At 64.3% G+C, this 21,660-nt stretch carries 14 protein-coding genes; 4 read left to right on the plus strand and 10 right to left on the minus strand.

The window, feature by feature from the left end; all coding sequences use genetic code 11:
* Position 1: 1 nt before the first annotated feature.
* Positions 2 to 1,231, minus strand: coding sequence for a radical SAM family heme chaperone HemW (gene hemW / locus AC4D2M_RS10035; RefSeq protein ID WP_490891614.1), 1,230 nt, complete (start codon positions 1,229 to 1,231; stop codon positions 2 to 4).
* Positions 1,232 to 1,258: 27 nt separating this feature from the next.
* Positions 1,259 to 3,112 carry a translation elongation factor 4 gene (lepA, locus tag AC4D2M_RS10040; protein ID WP_490891615.1) on the minus strand — a complete coding sequence of 618 codons (1,854 nt, stop codon included), beginning with the start codon at positions 3,110 to 3,112 and terminating at the stop codon, positions 1,259 to 1,261.
* 361 nt (positions 3,113 to 3,473) lie between these two features.
* On the opposite strand from lepA, the gene AC4D2M_RS10045 reads away from it, so the two are divergent.
* Positions 3,474 to 3,710: a hypothetical protein gene (locus tag AC4D2M_RS10045; protein ID WP_490891616.1), complete on the plus strand. Its 237-nt coding sequence runs from the start codon at positions 3,474 to 3,476 to the stop codon at positions 3,708 to 3,710.
* Positions 3,711 to 3,911: 201 nt separating this feature from the next.
* The gene (gene rpsT, locus AC4D2M_RS10050) at positions 3,912 to 4,175 is read left to right on the plus strand and encodes a 30S ribosomal protein S20 (protein WP_490891617.1); all 264 of its coding nucleotides are present in this window, start codon (positions 3,912 to 3,914) and stop codon (positions 4,173 to 4,175) included.
* Between the two features lie 100 nt (positions 4,176 to 4,275).
* On the opposite strand, the gene holA is transcribed toward rpsT, so the two are convergent.
* From holA to leuS, 5 genes are all read right to left on the minus strand, one after another.
* On the minus strand, positions 4,276 to 5,304 hold the full coding sequence (gene holA, locus AC4D2M_RS10055) for a DNA polymerase III subunit delta (protein WP_490891618.1): 1,029 nt from the start codon (positions 5,302 to 5,304) through the stop codon (positions 4,276 to 4,278).
* Between the two features lie 49 nt (positions 5,305 to 5,353).
* On the minus strand, positions 5,354 to 7,942 hold the full coding sequence (locus AC4D2M_RS10060) for a ComEC/Rec2 family competence protein (RefSeq protein WP_490891620.1): 2,589 nt from the start codon (positions 7,940 to 7,942) through the stop codon (positions 5,354 to 5,356).
* Entirely contained in the window at positions 7,943 to 8,833 is an 891-nt protein-coding gene (locus tag AC4D2M_RS10065) for a ComEA family DNA-binding protein (RefSeq protein WP_490891621.1), read from the minus strand.
* Positions 8,834 to 8,926: 93 nt separating this feature from the next.
* Positions 8,927 to 9,850, minus strand: a complete 924-nt coding sequence (locus AC4D2M_RS10070; protein ID WP_490891622.1) for a DegV family protein — start codon at positions 9,848 to 9,850, stop codon at positions 8,927 to 8,929.
* A 23-nt stretch (positions 9,851 to 9,873) separates the two neighbouring features.
* Complete coding sequence (leuS, locus tag AC4D2M_RS10075; RefSeq protein WP_490891623.1) at positions 9,874 to 12,372, minus strand: leucine--tRNA ligase; 2,499 nt, start codon at positions 12,370 to 12,372, stop codon at positions 9,874 to 9,876.
* Positions 12,373 to 12,736: 364 nt separating this feature from the next.
* Here leuS and AC4D2M_RS10080 point away from each other — a divergent pair, with 364 nt between their 5' ends.
* Positions 12,737 to 16,207, plus strand: coding sequence for a bifunctional proline dehydrogenase/L-glutamate gamma-semialdehyde dehydrogenase (locus tag AC4D2M_RS10080; protein WP_490891624.1), 3,471 nt, complete (start codon positions 12,737 to 12,739; stop codon positions 16,205 to 16,207).
* An 84-nt stretch (positions 16,208 to 16,291) separates the two neighbouring features.
* Here the strand turns inward: AC4D2M_RS10080 and glpK are convergent, their stop codons facing one another.
* The 3 genes from glpK to AC4D2M_RS10095 form a co-directional block, all read right to left on the minus strand.
* Positions 16,292 to 17,806: a glycerol kinase GlpK gene (gene glpK / locus AC4D2M_RS10085; protein ID WP_490891625.1), complete on the minus strand. Its 1,515-nt coding sequence runs from the start codon at positions 17,804 to 17,806 to the stop codon at positions 16,292 to 16,294.
* Positions 17,807 to 17,887: 81 nt separating this feature from the next.
* Entirely contained in the window at positions 17,888 to 18,628 is a 741-nt protein-coding gene (locus tag AC4D2M_RS10090; RefSeq protein ID WP_490891626.1) for an MIP/aquaporin family protein, read from the minus strand.
* Between the two features lie 137 nt (positions 18,629 to 18,765).
* Positions 18,766 to 20,502, minus strand: coding sequence for a glycerol-3-phosphate dehydrogenase/oxidase (locus AC4D2M_RS10095; protein ID WP_490891627.1), 1,737 nt, complete (start codon positions 20,500 to 20,502; stop codon positions 18,766 to 18,768).
* Between the two features lie 212 nt (positions 20,503 to 20,714).
* Between AC4D2M_RS10095 and AC4D2M_RS10100 the strand changes: the two genes are divergently transcribed.
* Entirely contained in the window at positions 20,715 to 21,626 is a 912-nt protein-coding gene (locus AC4D2M_RS10100; RefSeq protein WP_490891782.1) for a sugar-binding transcriptional regulator, read from the plus strand.
* Positions 21,627 to 21,660 lie beyond the last annotated feature (34 nt).

A 21,660-nucleotide genomic window follows, 5' to 3' on the forward strand; every position in this document is an offset into this window, starting at 1 on the left:
ATCAGTTGGGCAGGAGGCGGCGAACGACGGCGTCAGCAAGCAGCCGCCCCCGCCCGCTCAGGCGCACAGTCCCCTTGAATGCCGCAGAGGGCTCGATCAGCCCGTCGGCAATCAGTCCGGCGACCGCGCGGCGTCCTTCCGGCTGCAGTGCGGCAGTCGGATACCCCTCGGCAAGCCTGCTGCGCAGGAGGACATCCTCGACATAGCGGGCGTTGTCATCCAGTATTTCCCTGCCCGCAGCCGGTGAAGCGTCTGCCCCCAGACGCTGGGCGTAGGCGGATGGATGCTTTACGTTCCACCAGCGCGTTCCGCCTACATGAGAATGGGCCCCCGGACCGGCACCCCACCAGTCATGCCCTTTCCAGTAGGCAATATTGTGGCGGCACTGATCCCCTTCGGTACGCGCCCAGTTGCTCACCTCATACCAGGACATTCCAGCTGACTGGAGCATCTTTTCGGCAAGTTCGTACTTGTCGGCGTGGTCGTCGTCGTCGACCATTGGAACCTCACCGCGCCGCATCCGCCTCGCCAGCGCAGTGCCGTCCTCAATGATGAGAGCGTATGCGGACAGATGATCCGGCTCGAGGGCAAGCGCGGCTTCGAGGGAGGTCTCCCAGTCCTGGAGCTCCTCACCGGGCGTGCCATAGATCAGATCAAGGCTTACCTTCAATCCGGCAGCGCGCGCCCACTCGACCGCAAGGGGCACCCTCGCCGGCGAGTGGGTCCGATCCAGTACGGCCAGCACGTGCGGCACCGCGGACTGCATGCCGAAGGACACCCGGGTGAAACCCGCACGGGCCAATTCCTCGAGCGATTCGGGAGTTACCGAGTCGGGATTTGCTTCCGTAGTCACCTCGGCTCCGGGTGCCAGGCCCCAAACGTCCTTCGCGGTCTGCAGCACCTGCGCCAGGTCCTGCGACGGCAGGAGCGTGGGCGTTCCCCCACCAAAAAACACAGTACTCAGCGGACGCTCGGCAACGCCGGAAGCGGTCAACACCCCGGCAGCGAAGTTGAGTTCCCGCTGAACAGAGAGCGCATAGTTGGCCTGCGACGCTCCCCCGCCAAGCTCGGCCGCTGTGTACGTGTTGAAATCGCAGTAACCGCAGCGGACAGCACAGAAGGGTATGTGCACGTACAGCCCGAAGTCACGATCGATCGCACCGGCCGCCGCCGCCGGAGGCAACACGCCGTCGGACGGAGCCGGGTCTCCGAGCGGCAGTGCGCTAGGCATGGTTGCGCTCCCGGCGGAGTACTGCAGTCACTTCTTGGCTTTGTCCTTGGACTCGTCCGACGACAACGCAGCGATGAACGCTTCCTGGGGAACCTCCACGCGGCCCACCATCTTCATGCGCTTCTTGCCTTCCTTCTGCTTTTCGAGCAGCTTGCGCTTCCGGGTGATGTCACCGCCGTAGCACTTGGCCAGAACGTCCTTGCGGATGGCCCGGATGTTTTCCCTCGCGATGATGCGCGCGCCGATCGCGGCCTGAATGGGAACCTCAAACTGCTGCCGAGGAATCAGTTCACGTAGCTTTCCGGTCATCATGACGCCGTAGGCATATGCCTTGTCACGGTGCGTGATGGCGGAGAAGGCATCGACCTGCTCTCCCTGGAGCATGATGTCGACCTTGACCAGATCAGCTACCTGGTCGCCGTCGGCCTTCCAGTCCAGCGAGGCATACCCCCGGGTCCTGGATTTGAGCATGTCGAAGAAGTCGAAGACGATCTCGGCAAGCGGGAGCCGATAACGTATCTCCACCCGATCCTCCGACAGGTAGTCCATTCCGCCCATGACGCCACGCCGGCTCTGGCACAGCTCCATGATGGTGCCGACGAACTCGTTGGGCGCGAGGATTGTCGCAGAAACCATCGGTTCGCGGACTTCCGCGATCTTGCCTACGGGGTACTCGCTGGGATTGGTGACGTGGACGATGTTCTTGTCCTCGAGCGTCACTTCATACTCGACGTTGGGTGCAGTGGAAATCAGGCTCAGGTTGTATTCACGTTCGAGGCGCTCGCGGGTGATCTCCAGGTGGAGCAGACCGAGGAAACCCACCCGGAAACCGAATCCCAGCGCGGCGGAGGTCTCCGGCTCATACACGAGCGCGGCATCGTTGAGCATGAGCTTTTCAAGCGCATCACGAAGCACCGGATAGTCCGCGCCGTCCAGAGGGTAAAGGCCGGAAAAGACCATCGGTTTTGGATCCGCATAACCGCTTAGGGACGCCGCGGCAGGCTTTGCCAGGTTGGTGACGGTGTCGCCGACCTTGGACTGGCGGACGTCCTTGACGCCGGTGATGAGGTAGCCCACTTCACCAACCCCCAGCCCCTTGGACGGCGTGGGCTCCGGTGAACTGACACCGATCTCGAGGAGTTCATGGCTGGCACGCGTCGACATCATCTGGATGCGTTCACGCGGGCTCAGGTGTCCGTCGACCACCCGGACATACGTCACGACGCCACGGTAGGTGTCGTAAACCGAGTCGAAGATCATGGCCCGGGCCGGTGCATCAGCGTCGCCCACGGGCGGGGGCAGGTCACGGACAATCTTGTCCAGCAGCGCTTCGACTCCGACGCCGGTCTTTCCTGAAACCAGCAGAACGTCCTCGGGCTTGCCGCCGATCAGGTTCGCCAGCTCTGCCGCGTACTTCTCGGGCTGGGCCGCCGGCAGGTCAATCTTGTTCAGCACGGGAATGATCGTGAGATCGTTTTCCATCGCGAGGTAGAGGTTGGCCAGGGTTTGCGCCTCGATCCCCTGTGCGGCATCCACCAGGAGGATTGCCCCCTCGCACGCGGCCAGCGATCGTGACACCTCATAGGTGAAGTCCACGTGGCCTGGAGTGTCGATCATGTTGAGGGCGTGGCTCACGCCGTCAAGTTCCCAAGGGAGTCTCACGGCCTGTGACTTGATGGTGATCCCGCGTTCACGCTCGATATCCATGCGGTCCAGGTACTGGGCCTTCATGTCCCGCTGCTCCACCACGCCGGTGAGTTGGAGCATGCGGTCGGCCAGTGTGGATTTGCCATGGTCGATATGGGCGATGATGCAGAAGTTCCTGATGATCGCGGGATCCGTGGCGGAGGGCACCGGAGCGGTGCGGGCCATGGGTGACACTCGGTACCTCTTACTTTGTGGGACTTCGGGATGTCCGCGGGAGAACGACGACGCCGGCGCCGCAGACCGCGCGGAAATGTGCAGATCCCATTCTCCCATGGGGACGTCTCGAGCCTGCAATCTGGCGGGTACGCTGGCCCCATGTCATCCCTCGGGCAGTCACTGTTCCGTTTTGCTGCATCGGCATTGAAGTCGATCGCCACCCGTCCGCGCCGAGCCCGCAGCGCTCCTCAGGGCCGCTATAACCCGCAGCCCGGGAACACCGCCGATCCCGGGGAGATCGTCTGGACGTGGGTGCCGTACGAGGAAGACCCGAGTCAGGGTAAGGACCGGCCCGTTCTGATCATCGGGCGCGACGGCGGTGCTCTCCTCGCTCTCATCGCTCACCTCTCGGGACCGAAACAACGCCGAGTACCAACATGATGGATACGTTGATATCGGGAGCGGCGCGTGGGACAAGCAGGGCAGGCCCAGCGAGGTCTACCTGGACCGTCTACTCACGATCAACCCGCGGGACGTACGGCGCATCGGCGCCACCCTTGACCGTCAACTCTTCGATAACGTCATGTACCGGCTGGAACGCGCGTCCGGACAGTAAGACTGTCAACCGCCGTTCGCGAATCGCCGACCAGGGCTCTGGAGGCGAGGGCCCTCGAGTTCTGGTAGCCTATATAGCTGTGTGTCCGCGCAGGTCGACGGGCACTTCGGCTCGGTCGCCACGGTATCCCCACGCCGCTCAGTCTCTGGCCGCACCGAAAATCCCTCACGACCAGTCCGCAATACAAAGAGAGTCTTATACGTGGCAAATATCAAGTCCCAGAAGAAGCGCATTCTCACCAACGAGAAGGCGCGTCAGCGCAACAACTCGGTCAAGTCCGAGCTGAAGACGGCCATCCGCGCCGTCAACACCGCTGTCGAGTCCTCCGACAAGGATGCAGCGGTGGCTGCGCTCGCCGTTGCCGGCCGCAAGTTGGACAAGGCCGTAAGCAAGGGTGTTCTGCACAAGAACAATGCAGCCAACCGCAAGTCGGGAATCGCCAAGAGGGTTAACAACCTCGGCTGATTGCCCTTCAGTTTCAGCGTGCTGTGGCCGGCCCCCAGGGGCCGGCCACAGCTGTTTAACCTGTGTCGCCGATTCAGCTGTCAGGCCGCGGCTAACTCCATCAGCGGGATCCGCCCGTTGCGGATCCACCCAGTGCTATGGCCGTGACTGCGCGCTCCACCGCGTAGATTGGATCCTTCGCCTCACCCTTGACCTGGGCATCAGCTTCCGCGAGGACCTGAATGCAATGGTTGAGACCCTCGGGAGTCCACCGTTGGGCTTCGCGCCGCGCCTGGTCCACCTGCCAAGGTGCCATGCCTAACTCCTTGGCCAGCTGGGCAGAACTGCCCCTGACTCCATAAATCTTCGCGACGGCGCGGAGCTTCATGGCCAGTGCCGCAACCAGCGGCACGGGGTCGGCACCGGTCGAGAGCGCATGGCGAAGCATGGCGAGCGCCTGTCCGCCGCGGCCGGCCAAGGCGGCGTCAGCCACTTTGAAACCCGTTGCCTCGATCCGGCCGCCATAGTATTTCTCCACCGTTTCTGCGGAAATCACTCCGTCCGCATCCGAGGCGAGTTGATGGCAGGAGGCCGCCAGTTCGGAGAGGCTGGACCCCACCGCGGCGACGAGTGCGCGCACTGCGTCAGGCTCGATGCGGCGCCGTGCGGAACGGAACTCCGCGGCAACGAATTCAGCCTTGTCGGAGTCCTTCTTCAGGGGCTGGCACTCGACCAGGACCGCCTTTCCTGCCTTCAGTGCATCGAGCAGCTTCTTGGCGCGGGTACCACCGGCATGGTGCATGACGAGCACCACATCCGGGGCGGGATCTGTGATGTAATCCAGCGCGTCCTGCAGAAACGCATCATTCATCTGGGCAAGCCCTCGGGCTTCGATGATCTGCGTGCCCCCGAAGAGCGACGGACTGCCCAGCACGATCAGTGATCCGGCCTCATACTGCGCGGCGTCCAGACGGACTGTCTCGGCGTCGGGCTCAGCTTCCCGCATGCGCCGCCGAACGGATTCGAAGCCGCGGGAGGCGAGGTACTCTTCCGGACCGAGCAGCAGGATGACAGGTGCCGGGGCAACCTCGCGCCAGCTTGTAGCAACCGAAATTGCAGGGCTTGGGGACACAGACGGGCTCCTGATCATGAGGAATGGGCTGGCTCAACTTTGCCATGGGCGTGCGGAGCATCCAAGCTCAGCGCGTGGCCTTGATCTGCACGGCATTGCCCTCCAGGGAAAGCAGGATGGTTCCGCTCAGGTCTGTACGGAGAACTTGCACACCCGCCGCCTCGAGCGCGTCGAGTGTTTCGGGATGCGGGTGGCCATAGTCGTTCCCGCTACCGACGGATATGAGCGCCAGTTGCGGGGCGAATGCATCGATCATGCTCGCTCCACCATTGCGGGCGCCATGGTGCGCCACCTTCAGGACGTCCACCCCAACGTTAGTGAGCTTGGCATGGCCGGCCAGGAAGCGGCGGGCGGCATCTTCCTCGAGATCACCGGTGAACAGTATGTCGAGACCGGGGCTTCCCCGGTCTCCGGCCGCCGTCACGAGCACAACGGCGGAGGCATCATTCTCGGAGGTCATGACGGGTCCAGGCTTGGGCCACAGGACGGTCCAGTCAACGTTGCCAACGCTCCCTGTAACCCCGGCGCTTACCTGTTCGCCCGTGATGCCGACGCGGGCTGTCACCTCGGACACGATGGAAGGCAAGGACTCCTCGGCCGTTGAGTAAAGCAGGCGGTTAACCGAGCGGTCCTGGAACACCCCCGCAATTCCGCCGTAGTGGTCCTCATGGAGGTGGGTCAATACAAGCACGTCGACCGTATCCACACCCAGACGGTCGAGACAGGCATCCATCAGTGCGGCTTCAGGTCCGGCGTCGAACACCATGGCGCTGCGCGGACCGGTCCTGACGGCAAGCCCATCTCCCTGGCCAACGTCGCACGCGACGACCGTCCAGTCCTCGGTTTGATGACCGTAGGCGCCGTTCCACACCCAAAGGGCGGCGACACCGAGGATGCAGCCCCCCGCTACCCAGACCGCGGAACGCATCACCGGGCGGGACGTGACCGTTCCTGGCCGCCCGGCGCATTCACTGGCAACCGCCTGACGTGCTCTGATGAGTACAGCCCGCGTTCCGGCAACAACCTCCGAGCCCTGCGCCACAGCCGCCAGCACGACGGCGCTTGCCAGCGTTGTCAGGGCCACGCCCCCAATTCCGGCCGGCCAGGGTATCGCCGCAAACGGGGCGGAGGCGAAGAATCGAGCGATTTGGGCGACACCCGCTGCCACCCATCCTGCCCCGACTGCAAAAGGCATAGCTGCCCATGGCGCCAGTGCCACGAGTACAACCGACACCATCCCGGTGATGGTGATGAAGGGAACCAGCGGTGAGGCCGCGATGTTCGCAGGCAACGAGTACGTCGGCAAGCTCGGCTGAATGAGCGCCAGCACCGGAGAACAGAAGAGTTGGGCTGAGAGTGGAACGGCAACCAGCTGCGCTGCCCACGTCGGTAGCCATACCGCCAAACGCACCGCAATGAGCGGACCGACAAGCACCAACCCGCAGGTGGCGGCAACGGACAGGATGAACGCGTATTCGACGCTCAGCCAGGGGTCCACGGCCAGCAGGGCAGCAATGGAAAGGAACAGCAGTGTCATGGAAAGCCGGCCGCGTCCGCTGAGAACGGCGAGCACACCGATCGCGCCCATGACGGCGGCCCGGAGGACACTGGGCTCCGGCCGGACGAGCAGGACGAACCCTACAAGAGCTGCAATACCGGCGACGGCGGCGGCCCACTGTGGAAGCCTGCATCCCCTGCAGAGGACAAAGACGAAAGCGAGCACGTAACTGCAGTTGGCCCCCGATACCGCCGTGAGATGAGTCAGGCCGGTTGCCTTCATCGTCTCCACGAGGTCCTGGCTCACCGAGGATCGGGCGCCGATGACCATGCCCGGCATCAGACCATCGTCAGGTACACCAGTGGAAGAGGATAGAGACAGGAATTGCTGCCTTAACCGCTCAATTGGTGATCCTGCCGCGGGCTGCTCCTCGAGCCGTGCAGGGCCTCTCGTCGCGATCAGCAGTGCTTCCGCACGATCGCCCGGATCTGTGGCCAGCGGCTTCCCTGCCGTCCGCAGGACGTCCCCGTGAGTGATGGAACTCCACTCCGGACCGCCAAGCACCACAACCGGCGTGCTTGAGGTAAATCGCGATCCGTTGAAGGTCCCATCGAGAAGCTCCGCTTCAAGGAGCCATCGTGGAGCCCCGTCCGGACCGGCGGTTGAGGCTTCCCGCGGATCCGCGGTAGCCCGAAGTGTGGCCGTGACCTGTGCCTGGGCTGAGATGGCGGCGCTCAGTGAGGGAGAGTAGCGCTGTTCCAGGTGCGCGGCTGCGGGAACGCACACCATGGCTGCCACAGCGAGAGCAAGGAGTAACACCTGCGCTGCCGGGTTCTTTCTCCTGCTCACTACAGCGACGGCGGCGCAGCACAGGGTGCCCAGCACAAGCAGGCTGCCGAGCAGCAGCGCACCCTGTGCGTCCAGCCGGATCGCGAGCGCCGCAGTGCCCCACGCAGCAGCCGCCGCCGGAAGAAGCCGGAGGTCCCGCGCGGGACTCTGCCTGGCTTCGACTGGCTTTGTCCGCCCCTGGGCAGCCCGTCCAGTCCGTCGTCCGCTCTCCCGTCCCTGCTGTGCCGCCCCGGCGTGCAGGGTGTGTGGCTGCGTGCGGGCTGCGGAATGGACGAAGCGCTCCCACGGCGCTGACTCGGTGCGTCCCATTCAGACCGTCACCAGCGGCAGCAAGGATTCGAGCATCGCCGGACCTATTCCGGGCACGGCGTCAAGGTCTTCCGGCTGCGCGAAGGGGCCGTGCTGGGCGCGCCACTCCACAATGCGCTCGGCCAGGACCGGCCCTACCCTGGGGAGCTCCTCCAGCTCGGTGACATCGGCGGTGTTGAGATTCGTGAGTCCGCTCCCGGTCGCGGAGTCCGGCGCTGGGGCAGCATCAACCGGCGGTACCGGTTCTCCGACGCGGGGAATGACGATCTGCTGCCCATCTTGAACTACGGCAGCGAGGTTGACAGCAGCGAGCTCCGCGTCCGGCAGCGCCCCTCCGGCCTTCTCCAACACCTCGAAGACCCGTGACCCGGCAGCCGCCTCTACGACGCCGGGTGCCTGCACCGCCCCAGCAACATGTACGACGACGGTCCCTGCGTCTGCATCATCCGCCCCCTCGCCCTCGCCCGGCTGGGGAACTGCCTGCTCCCCTTCCGCAGGTGGAGCAGCTTCAGCGGAAGGGTCCGCGCCGGCCGGCGCGCCGGTCGCCGAGGGCGGGCCGATCGGAACTACTTCAGTGGATCCCCGGTCGGCGTTGACAAATTGCCAGCCTCCGACCGCGAGGGCGCAGCCCGCGGCCAGCAACGCCGCACGGCGCGTAGCTACCCAGCGTCTGCCGGAACGCCGACGTTGGCTATCCTCGGGACCGGCGCCGTGTGCGGGAGGATGGATGGGATCAAAAGGACCTTCGTCATACGCGCGGTCCTCACCGCTGTGAATCTCTCCCCAGTCCCGTTCGGCGTCCGAATCCGGTGCGCGACTGAGTTGGAGGACACGCTCCAGCCGGTCCGGGGCGGAGATGCGCTCCCCCGTCGCCCAGCGGTGCCTTGCCATGGGATCAGCGTATGGACGTCACCTCCTCCGGCGGCCGCACCCGGTCCTTATGTGCACAATTCGCATTCATCCCTGCGAATGTGGAGCGAAAGATCAGGCGGGCGACGGTATCAACGGATCGGAGATAGCGACCGCCAGAACGCCCAGCCCGGTGTGGGCGGCGAGAACGGCCGGTAATTGGGTCAGTACGGCATCGGCATCCTCAGGCACGCGGGAGGCTGCGGCTTCCGCGTCCGCCCGGTTGCCAAAGTAGTGGAACGCCGCAATGCTGCCGCGTGGGCGGCGCTGGAGGTCTTCGCTCACCAGTTCGTCGAGGCGCTGCCTGGCCCGAACGGCCGTGCGCACCTTCTCCAGGGGCTCGATCGCTCCGTTCCTCACGGTCAAAAGCGGTTTTACCGCGAGCAGGTTCCCGAAGAACCCCGCCGCCGCACCTATTCGGCCGCCCCGGCGCAATTGCTCAAGGCTCGGAACATAGAACAACACGCTCGTCCGCCCGCACGTGGCTGCGGCGCGGTCGGCTGCCTCTAATGCGGTGGCACCGTCCTGTAGCGCGAGGACCGCTGCGGCGACCCCGCACCCCTGCGCCATTCCAACGGTCCTGCTATCGACCACGTGAACAGGAACGGAAACTGTGCGCGCTGCCCAACGGGCGGCCTCAACCGTTCCGGATAGTTTCCCGGAGAGGTGGATGGAGACAATCTCGTTCGCGCCCTCCCGTTCCAGGCGCCTGTACACGCTCTGGAAGTGACCCGGCGACGGGCGCGACGTTCGCACTTCCGACCCCTCGGCCAGCGCTACCGACAGCGGCTCCAGCAGGTTATCCGCGCCCTCGCCGTAATGGCGGTCCGAGATGATCACCGGCATGGGGACAATGGTGACGCCCGCGGCAGGACCAGGCCCGGTTATCCACGCCTGCGGGAAGGCGGCAGCGGAATCCGTGACGACCGCCGTCGTCGGTTCAGGCGTTGCCCCTGTCCCGACGATGGTGCGGCTCGCTCGGCGATCAAACCAGGCCACGGTGAGATTCTCTCCCCGACCGATCAGGCCGGAACGATGTTCACCAGTTTCGGCGCCCGGACGATGACCGTCCGAATGTCCCTGCCCGCCAGCGTCCGCTGCACCTGCGCGGTTCCGAGTGCCAGCTCACGCAGGGCATCTTCGGTGATGTCGGCCGGTACTTCGAGGCGGTCGCGCACCTTACCCTGTACCTGCACAATGGCCGTGACCGTGTCCTGAACCAGCAGCGACTCATCCACAGCGGGCCAGCCGGCCGCCGCCACCGAGGCGGGGTGACCGAGCCGTTCCCACAGATCCTCTGCGGTGTACGGCGCAAAGAGACTCAGGATGATGGCGGTGGTCTCCGCTGCCTCACGGACAGCCGGATCCGCGCCTCCAACTCCCGAGTCGATCGCCTTGCGGGTAGCGTTCACCAGTTCCATGACCTTCGCGACCACGACGTTGAACTTGTTGTTCTTCAGCAGGTCTGCGGCATCTGCCACGGTCCGGTGCGTAACCGAACGCAGCGCCCGGTCCCCCGACTCTGGATCAGCGCCCGGTTCGGACGTTACGTCGGCACCGAGGCGCCAGGCACGGGCGAGGAACTTGGCCGAACCCGACGGCGATACATCGGCCCAGTCGACGTCATCTTCCGGTGGGGAGGCAAACACCATGGTCAGCCGGATTGCATCGACGCCGTAACGGTCGAGCTGTTCGCCCAGGTTGACGCCGTTGCCCAGCGATTTGCTCATGGCCTTGCCGCCGTTGAGGACCTGGCCCTGGTTGAGCAACGCCGAGAACGGCTCCGTGAAGTTGACCAGGCCCAGATCGAACAGGACCTTGGTGAAGAACCGGCTGTAGAGCAGGTGCAGGATGGCGTGCTCCACACCGCCGACGTACTGGCCGACCGGCAACCACTGGTTGACCTTCCCGGAGTCGAACGGCGCGTCCGTGGACTGCGGGTCGACGAATCGGAGGTAGTACCAGGACGAGTCGACGAATGTGTCCATCGTGTCGGTGTCCCGTGTGGCGGGTCCTGAGCACTGCGGGCACTGCACGTTGACCCAGTCCGTCGCAGCGGCCAGCGGTGACGTTCCCTTGGGTGCCAGGTCTTCCCCGCGAAGGTTGCTGGGGAGGCGCACCGGCAGCTGCTCATCAGGAACCGGAACCTCACCGCATGCCGGGCAGTGAATGATCGGGATGGGCGTGCCCCAGAAGCGCTGCCGGGACAACAGCCAGTCCCGCAGCCGGTAGTTCACTGTGCGCTCGCCGGTGCCCTGGGCCGCGACGAGTTCGATCGCGCGCTCAATGGCTGCCTCCTTGCCGAGCCCGTTCAGCTCGCCGGAGTTGACCAGCGTCCCCTCGCCGGTGGTCGCCATGCCCGTGACCGCCGGGTCCTCTTCGCCTGTGTCCACCACCATGCGGACGGGCAGGTCGAAGGCACGCGCGAAGTCGAGGTCCCGCTGGTCATGGGCGGGAACGGCCATGATGGCGCCCGTACCGTAGTCCGCGAGTACATAATCTGCCGCCCAGACGGGCAGCTTCTCGCCGTTGAGGGGATTCACGGCGTAGCGCCCGGTGAAGACGCCCGTCTTCTCCCGTTCGGTGGACTGGCGCTCGATATCGCTGAGCGCATTCACGCTCTCCCGGTATTCGGCGAGGGCGGAAGCATGCTCGGGGGTGGCGAGATCAGCGGCCAGCTGTGCGTCGGCGGCGACAACGAAGAAGGTGGCGCCGTGCAGGGTGTCCGGCCGGGTGGTGAAGACGGTGACGTCGGTCGCCGGCAGGTCGCCGTCGGCTTCGATGGTGAAGGTCACGTGGGCACCTTCAGAGCGGCCGATCCAGTTCCGCTGCATTGCCAGCACCCGGTCCGGCCAGTGTCCCGTCAGGGGCTCCATGTCCTCGAGCAGCCGGTCGGCGTAGTCAGTGATGCGGAAGTACCACTGGTTGAGGCTCTTCTTGGTGACCGGGCTCCCGCACCGCTCACAGGCACCGTTCACCACCTGCTCGTTGGCGAGCACCGTCTGGTCCCTGGGGCACCAGTTCACCGGGTGGTCCTTGCGGTACGCGAGACCCTTCTCGAAGAACCGCAGGAAAAGCCACTGTGTCCACCGGTAGTACTCGGGGTCCGAGGTGTGAACCCGGCGGGACCAGTCAGCACTGATGGCGTAGCGCTTGAAGGACGCTGCCTGCGTGTCGATGTTCGCGTAGGTCCACTCGCTGGGGTGGGCGTTGTGCTTGATCGCCGCGTTCTCGGCGGGCAGCCCGAAGGAGTCCCAGCCGATCGGGTGCAGGACGTCATAGCCGAGCTGACGCCAGTAACGGGCGACGACGTCTCCCATGGCAAAAGCTTCCGCGTGTCCCATGTGGAGGTCGCCGGACGGATAGGGGAACATGTCGAGGACGTAGCGGCGTTTCCTGCTCCCGTCGTCAACCGGGGTGAAGGTGTCGAGCTTCTCCCACACCGAGGGCCATTTCGCTTCGATGTCCGCGAAACTGTACGCGCCGGCGTCCGACTCTTCGGTCGTGGGATTGATACTCACTGTTTCTTGCCCTGTCTGTTGATCACTGGTGACCGTCTTCACATTCGCTCCACTGCTCCCGTGATTACGTCTGTCGGAACCGAATCAGGTCCCGGACATACAAAAGCCCCTCGACACAGGAGGGGCTGCCGCGCGGAAATGCGCGGCTAGGTAAGGAGCAGTCGGGCGAACATGCTTCAACCTTAGCGCAGTTTGGTATGGGCAGCGTGCTGCAAGAGTTACCATATTTCCATTGGGCGCAGATTTCTGTTATCGCACCCAGCATGCCGAGGCGGAATGCGCCCGCGGCTGATCGGCCAGCCACCCTCGGAAGTGGACTGCGATGCAGTTACCTGGCCCGTCGTCGTTAGGTAGACGAAAAACAATGACACAGACCATTCCCACCGCAGATCCATTGCCGCAGACCCTCGGCGATGATGCGGTTGCCCTCGTCCGGCGATGGCTCCTTCTGGATGACCATGACGGCACCGCTGAACGGGCGGTAAGCGCCGGCGCCACACGCGGGTCGAAGTCGGCGCAGCTTCTGGCGGAAGTCCTCAAGGATCAGAACGGACTGGATTTCACGATCGGTTTCGTGGACAGGGTGATTCGTCCCGAGGACCCAGCCGTGGCAGCGCGAAACCTCGCGCAACTGGCCCGAAAGGCGCCGTCGTTTCTGCCCTGGTACATGAAGGGTGCGGTGCGGCTCGGCGGCGTCATGGCCCCGGTTCTGCCACGGGTCGTAGTGCCCGTCGCGCAGCGCGTGCTACGCGAAATGGTCGGCCACCTCATCGTTGACGCCCGTCCGGCTCAGCTCGGCAAGTCTATCGCTGCCCTCCGCGGCGAGGGCGTCCGGCTGAACATCAACCTCCTCGGTGAAGCTGTCCTGGGTGACAAGGAAGCAGATGCCCGGCTCAACGGAACCAGGGAACTGCTGGCGCGCGACGACGTCGACTACGTCTCCATCAAGGTCTCCTCCGTGGTCAGCACCTTAAATCTGTGGGATTTCGAGGGAACGGTTGAGCGGGTCGTTGAGCGGTTGCTTCCGCTGTACCACCTTGCGGCCTCATCGCCGGCTCCCAAGTTCATCAACCTCGACATGGAGGAATACCACGACCTAGACCTCACGGTCGCGGTATTCAAGCGCATCCTTGAGAAGCCGGAACTGCACAATCTCGAGGCAGGAATTGTGCTGCAGGCATACCTGCCGGACGCACTCGCCACTCTCCAGGATCTCACTGCGTGGGCGCAGGAACGGCGTGCCGCCGGAGGGTCAGCCATCAAGGTCCGACTCGTCAAGGGCGCCAACCTCGCAATGGAACTGGTGGACGCGGCCGTCCACCACTGGGCGCCCGCAACCCTGCCGAGCAAGCAGGCCAGCGACACCAACTACAAGCGTTGCCTGGACTGGGCGCTGCGTCCAGAAAATGCCGACGCGGTTCGGCTCGGCGTTGCCGGACACAACCTATTCGACATCGCCCTGGCGCGCACCCTCTCGGTTGCACGTGGGGTCGAGGACCGGATTGAGTTCGAGATGCTCCTGGGTATGGCTGAAGACCAGGCCGCAGAGGTCCGCAAGGAGGTAGGCTCCCTGCTCCTCTATACGCCCGTGGTGAAACCCGCGCAGTTCGACGTCGCCATCAGCTACCTGATCCGCCGCCTCGAGGAGAACGCGAGCCAGGAAAACTTCATGAGCGCAGTCTTCGAGCTCATGAAGAGCGAGGAGCTTTTCGAGCGTGAGAAGAACCGCTTCCTCACCTCTCTCACGGAACTCGATTTCACTGTTCCGGAGCCGAACCGGTCGCAGACCCCGGACCGCTTCACCGCAACAGGCCCCGGCGAGTTCGAGAACCAGTCGGACTCCGATCCCTCGCTGCCCGTGATCCGTGAGTGGGCCACCGACGTTCTCAGCCGCGTTCCCTCGTCCGCCCTCGGCGTTGCGCTGGTCGAGGCATCCACGCTTGAAACCAACGACGACGTCGACGCCGCCATCCGTTGCGCACGCGCCGCCCAGCGCGATTGGGCCTCGAAGTCGGGAGCGGAGCGGGCAAAGGTGCTGCGCAGCGCCGCCGCGGAACTCGCCGCCCGACGTGGTGACCTCGTGGAGGTGTCGGCAAGCGAAACCGGAAAGACAGTGGCCGAGTCTGATCCGGAGATCTCGGAGGCGATCGACTTCGCCAACTATTACGCCCTGCTCGCCGAAGAACTCGACACCGTCGAAGGTGCACGCTTTGTACCGTCGACGTTGACCGTCGCTACCCCGCCGTGGAACTTCCCCGTCGCCATTGCGGCCGGTTCTGCGCTCGCCCCGCTGGCTGCCGGCAGCGCCGTCATCCTCAAGCCGGCACCGCAGGCCAAGCGGTGCGCGGCAGTCATGGTGGAGGCGCTTTGGGATGCAGGCGTACCCAGGGACATCCTCGTGTTCGCTGACGTCGCTGAGGGACCGGTCGGGCAGCACCTGATCTCCCATCCCGACGTCGACCGGGTCATCCTTACGGGCGCGTACGACACCGCGAAGCTCTTCAGATCCTGGCGGCAGGACCTGCCGCTGCTGGCCGAGACGAGCGGGAAGAACTCGCTCATCGTCACGCCCAGCTCGGACCTGGACCTGGCCGCAGCCGACGTCGTCCGGTCCGCATTCGGCCATGCCGGCCAGAAGTGCTCCGCCGCGTCGCTAGTGATTCTCGTAGGCTCTGCCGGTACATCAGCGAGGTTCCGCAACCAACTGGTCGACGCCGCGGCTTCCCTGCAGGTCGGCTACCCGGAAGATCCGGAGACCGAGGTGGGCCCGATCATCGAGCCGGCCGAGGGCAAGCTCAAGGATGCCCTCACTACGCTCGGCGACGGGGAGTCCTGGCTCGTCAAGCCCAGGCAGCTTGACGACACCGGCCGGCTCTGGAGCCCGGGCGTACGCACCGGTGTAAAGCCCGGCAGCTACTTCCATATGACGGAGTTCTTCGGCCCGGTGCTCGGGATCATGCACGCCGACACGCTCGAGCAGGCTATCGAGTGGCAGAACGCCAGTGCCTACGGTCTGACCGGCGGCATTCACACTCTGAACCCCGATGAGGTGTCACAGTGGCTTGACTCGGTCGAGGCAGGGAACCTGTACGTGAACCGTGGGATTACCGGCGCGATCGTTCGTCGACAGCCGTTCGGAGGCTGGAAGCGGTCGGCCGTCGGACCGGGCGCCAAGGCGGGCGGACCCAATTACCTCATCCACCTCGGCACCTGGGAGCGCGAGGAACTGCACCCGGGGAATGTCCATGCTCCCCTGAGCGAGCCCGTTCGCCGGCTTCTGCACGCAGCCGACGTGCCCGACGGCGATCGGGGCTTCCTCGCACGCTCTGCTGCGGACGACCAGCGTCACTGGGCACGTACCTTCGGCACCCATGAGGATGTCTCAGCCCTCGGCGTCGAGCGGAATGAGTTCCGCTACCTGCCGGTGCCGGTAACCGTACGGCTCAATGAAGCCGGAACCATGAGCGACTTTCTCCGTGTGGTTGCGGCTGGAATGAGAAGCGGATCGGCCATGTCGGTTTCGACGCCGGAGCCGCTGGCACCGGCCCTGGCAGCGGTCCTGTCCGCCAACAATGTCAGCCACCGTGTGGAGGACGACGACACGTGGCTGGCGGAAGCGCCTTCAGCAAAGCTCGGTCGCGTGCGTCTCATCGGAGGCGGCTACTCGGAGCTCTGTGCGACAACTGATGGCGATCCGGACGTGTCGATCTACAGCGGGCCGGTTACGGAGGCGGGCAGGATCGAGCTTCTGCCGTTCCTGCGTGAGCAGGCAGTGACAATCACGGCGCACCGTTTCGGTAACCCGGACAACGTCTCAGGGGAAGTACTGCGCTAGCCGCCGCACTCCCCCACGTACCCAGACGAAAAGAACGGCGGAGCGGACAGTGTCCGCTCCGCCCTTCTTTTCTGCTATTGCGCCTTAGCTGACGTCCTCGTCTACCCAATCGAAGGTCTTGGTGACGGCCTTCTTCCAGTTACGCAGCTGGCGGTCGCGTTCGGCGTCGTCCATGGTTGGATTCCAGCGCTTGTCTTCGGACCAGTTGGCGGCCAGTTCGTCGGTGTCTTTCCAGAAGTCGACGGCGAGACCAGCAGCGTAGGCGGCGCCCAGCGCGGTGGTTTCGGTGACTTTCGGCCGGATGACGGGGATACCGAGGATGTCAGCCTGGAACTGCATCAGCGCGTCATTGGCGACCATGCCGCCGTCGACCCTGAGGTCCTCCATGTTGACACCGGAATCGGCATTGGCGGCGTCGAGCACTTCGCGGGTCTGGAAGGCAGTTGCTTCGAGCGCTGCGCGGGCGATGTGGCCCTTGTTCACGAAGCGTGTGAGGCCGACGATCGCGCCGCGGGCGTCGGAACGCCAGTACGGCGCGAAGAGGCCGGAGAACGCCGGGACAATGTAGACCCCGCCGTTGTCGTCAACGGATTTGGCGAGCTGCTCAACCTCGGGAGCGCTCTTGATGATGCCGAGGTTGTCCCGTAGCCACTGGATGAGGGAACCCGTGACGGCGATTGAGCCTTCGAGCGCGTAGACAGGCTTGGCATCGCCGAGCTTGTAGCAGACGGTCGTTAGCAGGCCGTTCTTGGAATGGACAATTTCTTCCCCGGTATTGACGATCATGAAGTTGCCGGTGCCGTAGGTGTTCTTTGCACCGCCCTTCTCGAACGCCGCCTGACCGAAGGTCGCAGCCTGCTGGTCGCCAAGGATTCCCGCTACCGGCACCTCGCGGAGGAGCTGGGAGCTGTGTACCTTGCCATAGACCTCGGAGGAGGACCTGATCTCGGGCATCATCGAGGCGGGTACGCCGAATGTGTCCAGGATGGAGGAGTCCCAGCTCAGAGTCTCGAGATCCATGAAAAGGGTGCGGGAAGCGTTGGTGACGTCGGTGATGTGCACGCCGCCGTCTGTGCCGCCCGTGAGGTTCCAGATCACCCAGGAGTCGGTGTTACCGAAGACGAGGTCGCCGGCTTCAGCCTTCTCCCGGGCGCCTTCCACGTTGTCGAGGATCCACTTGATCTTGGTTCCGGAGAAGTAGGTTGCCAGCGGCAGGCCAACAGTCTGCTTGAACCTTTCCACTCCACCGTCGGCTGCCAGTTCGTCGACGATCGGCTGTGTGCGGGTGTCCTGCCAGACAATTGCGTTGTACACCGGCTCACCGGTGTTTTTGTCCCACACCACTGCCGTTTCGCGCTGGTTTGTGATGCCCACCGCGGCAATGTCATGCCGGGTCAGGTTTGCTTTTGAGAGTGCGTTGCCGATGACCTCGCGGGTGTTGTCCCAAATTTCGCGCGGGTTGTGCTCCACCCAGCCTGCTTTGGGGAAGATCTGCTCGTGCTCCTTCTGCCCGGAGGAAACGATGTTTCCCTGGTGGTCGAAGACGATTGCGCGGCTCGAGGTGGTTCCCTGGTCAATGGCGATTACGTACTGCGGCATTACTGCTCCTCTTTGAGTGTGGTGCTGTTGTATGCGACGGCGGTGTCCCCGGATCGGCCGGGACCACCGGTTGGTTGTTGCTCAGACTCCCGGGTAGGTGATGAGCATGGCGCCAAGACCACCCAGCAGGCCACCGATGATCGGTCCTACAACCGGAACCCAGGCGTAGCCCCAGTCGCTGCCTCCCTTGCCCTTGATCGGGAGGAATGCGTGCGCGATGCGGGGGCCGAGGTCACGGTTGGGGTTGATGGCATACCCGGTGGGTCCGCCAAGCGAGGCACCTATACCGACGACGAGAAGGGCGACCGCGAGCGGGCCCAGGCCTGAGGGGGTTGAAGCGAACGCCAGGATGACGAATACGAGAACGAAGGTACCGATGATCTCAGTCACCACGTTCCAGGCGTTCGACCGGATGGCAGGGGCCGTCGAGAACACGCCGAGCTTGTTGGCGGGGTCCGGCTCAGCGTCGAAGTGCTGCTTGTATGCGAGCCAGCAACCCACGGCACCGAGGATCGATCCGAGCATCTGCGCGCCAAAGTAGGCCAGTGCATTGATGACGTTCTTGTCGACGCCGGGAGCGAATTCCCCGACGTCCGCGTTCACCCAGAGGCCGACCGTGACAGCGAAGTTCAGGTGGGCTCCTGAGAGCGCCGCGACGAAAACACCGGCAAAGACGCCAAGGCCCCAGCCGAAGTTCACCATCAGGAACCCTCCGTTGTTGCCCTTGGTTCCCGCCAGCGCGACGTTGGCCACAACTCCTGTACCAAGCAACAGCAGCATGAACGTGCCGAACATTTCGGCGACGAATACTTCCAGAGACATCTTTGACTCCTCTACTTATTCAAACGGTAGGCCACGTTGGCCCCGGTGCCGTGATGGTCGCGGCACCGCGCTACTCCTCCGGCAGAATCTGCCGTTGGTTTCCAGCTGCCCGCGGGCGACCGGAGGTTGCTGGATGCTTACGCAACCAAGCTATGCACACTTACCTTGTGTTGTTCCTGCAATATTCGGCGGGTATCTTCGACTTCGTTCTTCCGGTCGGACGACGACCATCCGAGGAGACCGCCCAAAACATCCGCAAGTTCATCGATGAGCTCGGCACTGGCGAGCCCGTCGAAGGCCAGCGCGGTCCGCCGGATCAGGACGTCGGAAATGTGCTGCACCTGTTCGTGCCGCACCATGTACTCGAGTTCGCGGGTTGAAACCTCCTTCGTGGTGTGCAGGTGGATGTCCTCACCGGCCGCAATGAAAGCGGCGACATCCGCCGCCCGCGTGCCGTACCGGCCAAGCAGGAGCCTGACCCGATCGGCGGGCAACCCCGCGCCGTTGGCTTCGATCCAGGCAGCGACGTCGAGCGGCTGCTGGGGGAACCCCAGCCCACCCCCGATCGGAAGAGCGGAAGTGGATACAGTCCTGCTGCGCTGCAGCAGACCGAGGACCTCGTCCGCGAGGTGTTCCGAGAGCGCGCGGAAGGTGGTCCATTTGCCGCCGATGAGGCTGAGCATGGGGCGCCCGGCAGTGGTTCCACGTTCGATCCGGTAGTCGCGGGATACGAAGCCGGGCTGCGTGTCATCGTGACGGGGCAGCGGGCGAACGCCGGAGAAACTGTAGACGATACTGTCGCGCCCGACCCGTACCGTGGGAAACACGTGATGAATCAGATCGAAGAAGTAGTCGATCTCGGCATCGGTGCAGACAGCTGGGGTATCCATATCCGTGTCGATGTCGGTGGTGCCGACCAGCACACGCTCACCCATGGGATAGATGAGGACGATGCGCCCGTCCGAGTGCTCGAAGAAAATCTCCCTCCCCGCACAGGCAGCCAGCAGCTCCGCGTGGTCGAGAACGATATGTGACCCCTTGGTCCCACCCATGAAACGGGTCGGCTGTCCCAGCGCGCTGTTGGTGCCGTCCACCCATGCGCCTGAGGCATTGACGACGACGTCCGCCTGAACCGGAAAGACGTCACCGGTGAGTTCGTCGCGCAGAACGATGCCCTCAGCGTTGCTTCCCACCGCGCTGACGTAGTTGATAGCACGGGACCGGGGATTCGCGGCGAGTCCGTCCCTGAGGACGTCGAGGGTCAGACGCTCGGGGTTGTGCACCGAGGCGTCGAAATAGGTGGCGGTGTACTTCACGTCCGGGCGGAGCTTGGGAAGCTGAGCCAGGGAGGACTTTCGCCCGACGAACTTGTGGCGGGGCACGGTGCCGCCTGCGCGGGAGAACGCGTCGTAAAGCGTCAGCCCTGCCTTGATCAGAACGGCGCCGCGCTCGCGGTGTGCACCCTGGCGGTGGGTCAGGAATCGCAGCGGGGCGGAGAGGATGCCGGAGAAGGTGCTGAAGACCGGGATCGTCGTCTGGAGCGGTTTGACGTAATGGGGCGCGAGCTTCAACAGCGCATTGCGCTCGACGACGGACTCACGCACCAGTCGGAACTCGCCGTTCTCGAGGTAGCGGATGCCGCCGTGAATCATGTGGGAGGACGCTCCTGAGGCACCCTGACAGTAGTCACCCCGTTCAATGAGCGTGACGTCGATACCCTGTAGCGACAGGTCCCGGAACGTCCCAACCCCGTTGATGCCGCCGCCGATGATGAGGACGGACGTATTCGGTCGATTCTTCAGCTCCTGGACGCTGTCGCGGGCTTGACGGTTTTGTTCGGCCGACGGCGTCGTCGGCCCGGTGCTGTTCCTCACGGGCGGCGGGGCTCCTCAACTAGTGGTCAAATCGGGTTCCGCAACCTATTCTTTGGAGCGTTGGGAATATTCGTCAACCACATTGCACAAACGTGCAGACTCTCCCGGAGAAACCAGTGAACACACCTGCACGAACCACCCCGGACCGGGAAAATGTCCCATCCACCGAGCTCGCGCCGCCCCGCAGCCGCGACGCCCTGCGAGCCGCCCAGATGTACTACCTGCAGGACCTGACCATGAACGCCATCGCGCGGGAACTGCGGACTTCGAGATCCACCGTGTCGCGGCTTCTTTCCATGGCCCGCGACACGGGCCTCGTCCAGATCCAGATCAACAATCCCCTCGACCGGGCGCCCGCACTTGAACGGGAGATCGGGACCCGCTTCGGTGTGGAAGCGCATGTGGTTCCGGTGACGGATCTCGTGAGCGATTCGGATGCGCTGGACCGGGTCGCCATCCAGGCTGCCCGGACCCTTGGTCCGCTCGTCGATTCGAACGCCATCATCGGCGTCGCCTGGGGGTCGACAATCAGCGCCGTGAGTCACCATCTGACGCGCAAGACCACGCACGACAGCACTATCGTTCAGCTGAACGGCGCGGGCAACACCCAGACCACGGGTATCACCTACGCCAGCGAAATCCTCCGGCGCTTCGGTGCCGCCTATGGTGCGCGGGTTGAGCAGTTTCCGGTCCCGGCTTTCTTCGATCACGCCGGGACGAAGACCGCGATGTGGGCTGAGCGCAGCGTCAGGCGGATCCTCGACCTGCAGGAGCGGATGACCATGGCGATCTTCGGCGTCGGATCAACCGGCTCCGGTATACCCAGCCATGTGTACGCCGGCGGCTACCTCGACGAGGAAGATCTCGACATCCTCCGTGAGCACGATGTCGTGGGCGATGTGGCCACCGTCTTTTTCCGTGCAGACGGCTCGCACAGCGACATTGTGCTCAATGAACGAAGCACCGGTCCGGACCTGGCGATGCTTGCACAGGTGAGTCGGCGCATCTGCGTCGTGTCCGGTGAGTCGAAGATCAACGGTCTGCGCGGAGCGCTCGCGGCAGGCCTGGTCACCGACCTGATCCTGGACGAACGGTCGGCACGCGCGCTCGTCCGTCAGACGTAGTCCGGCGCGTGCCGGCCTCGACCGCATCTGCCCG

Source organism: Arthrobacter sp. TJ-270, from assembly GCF_058269075.1.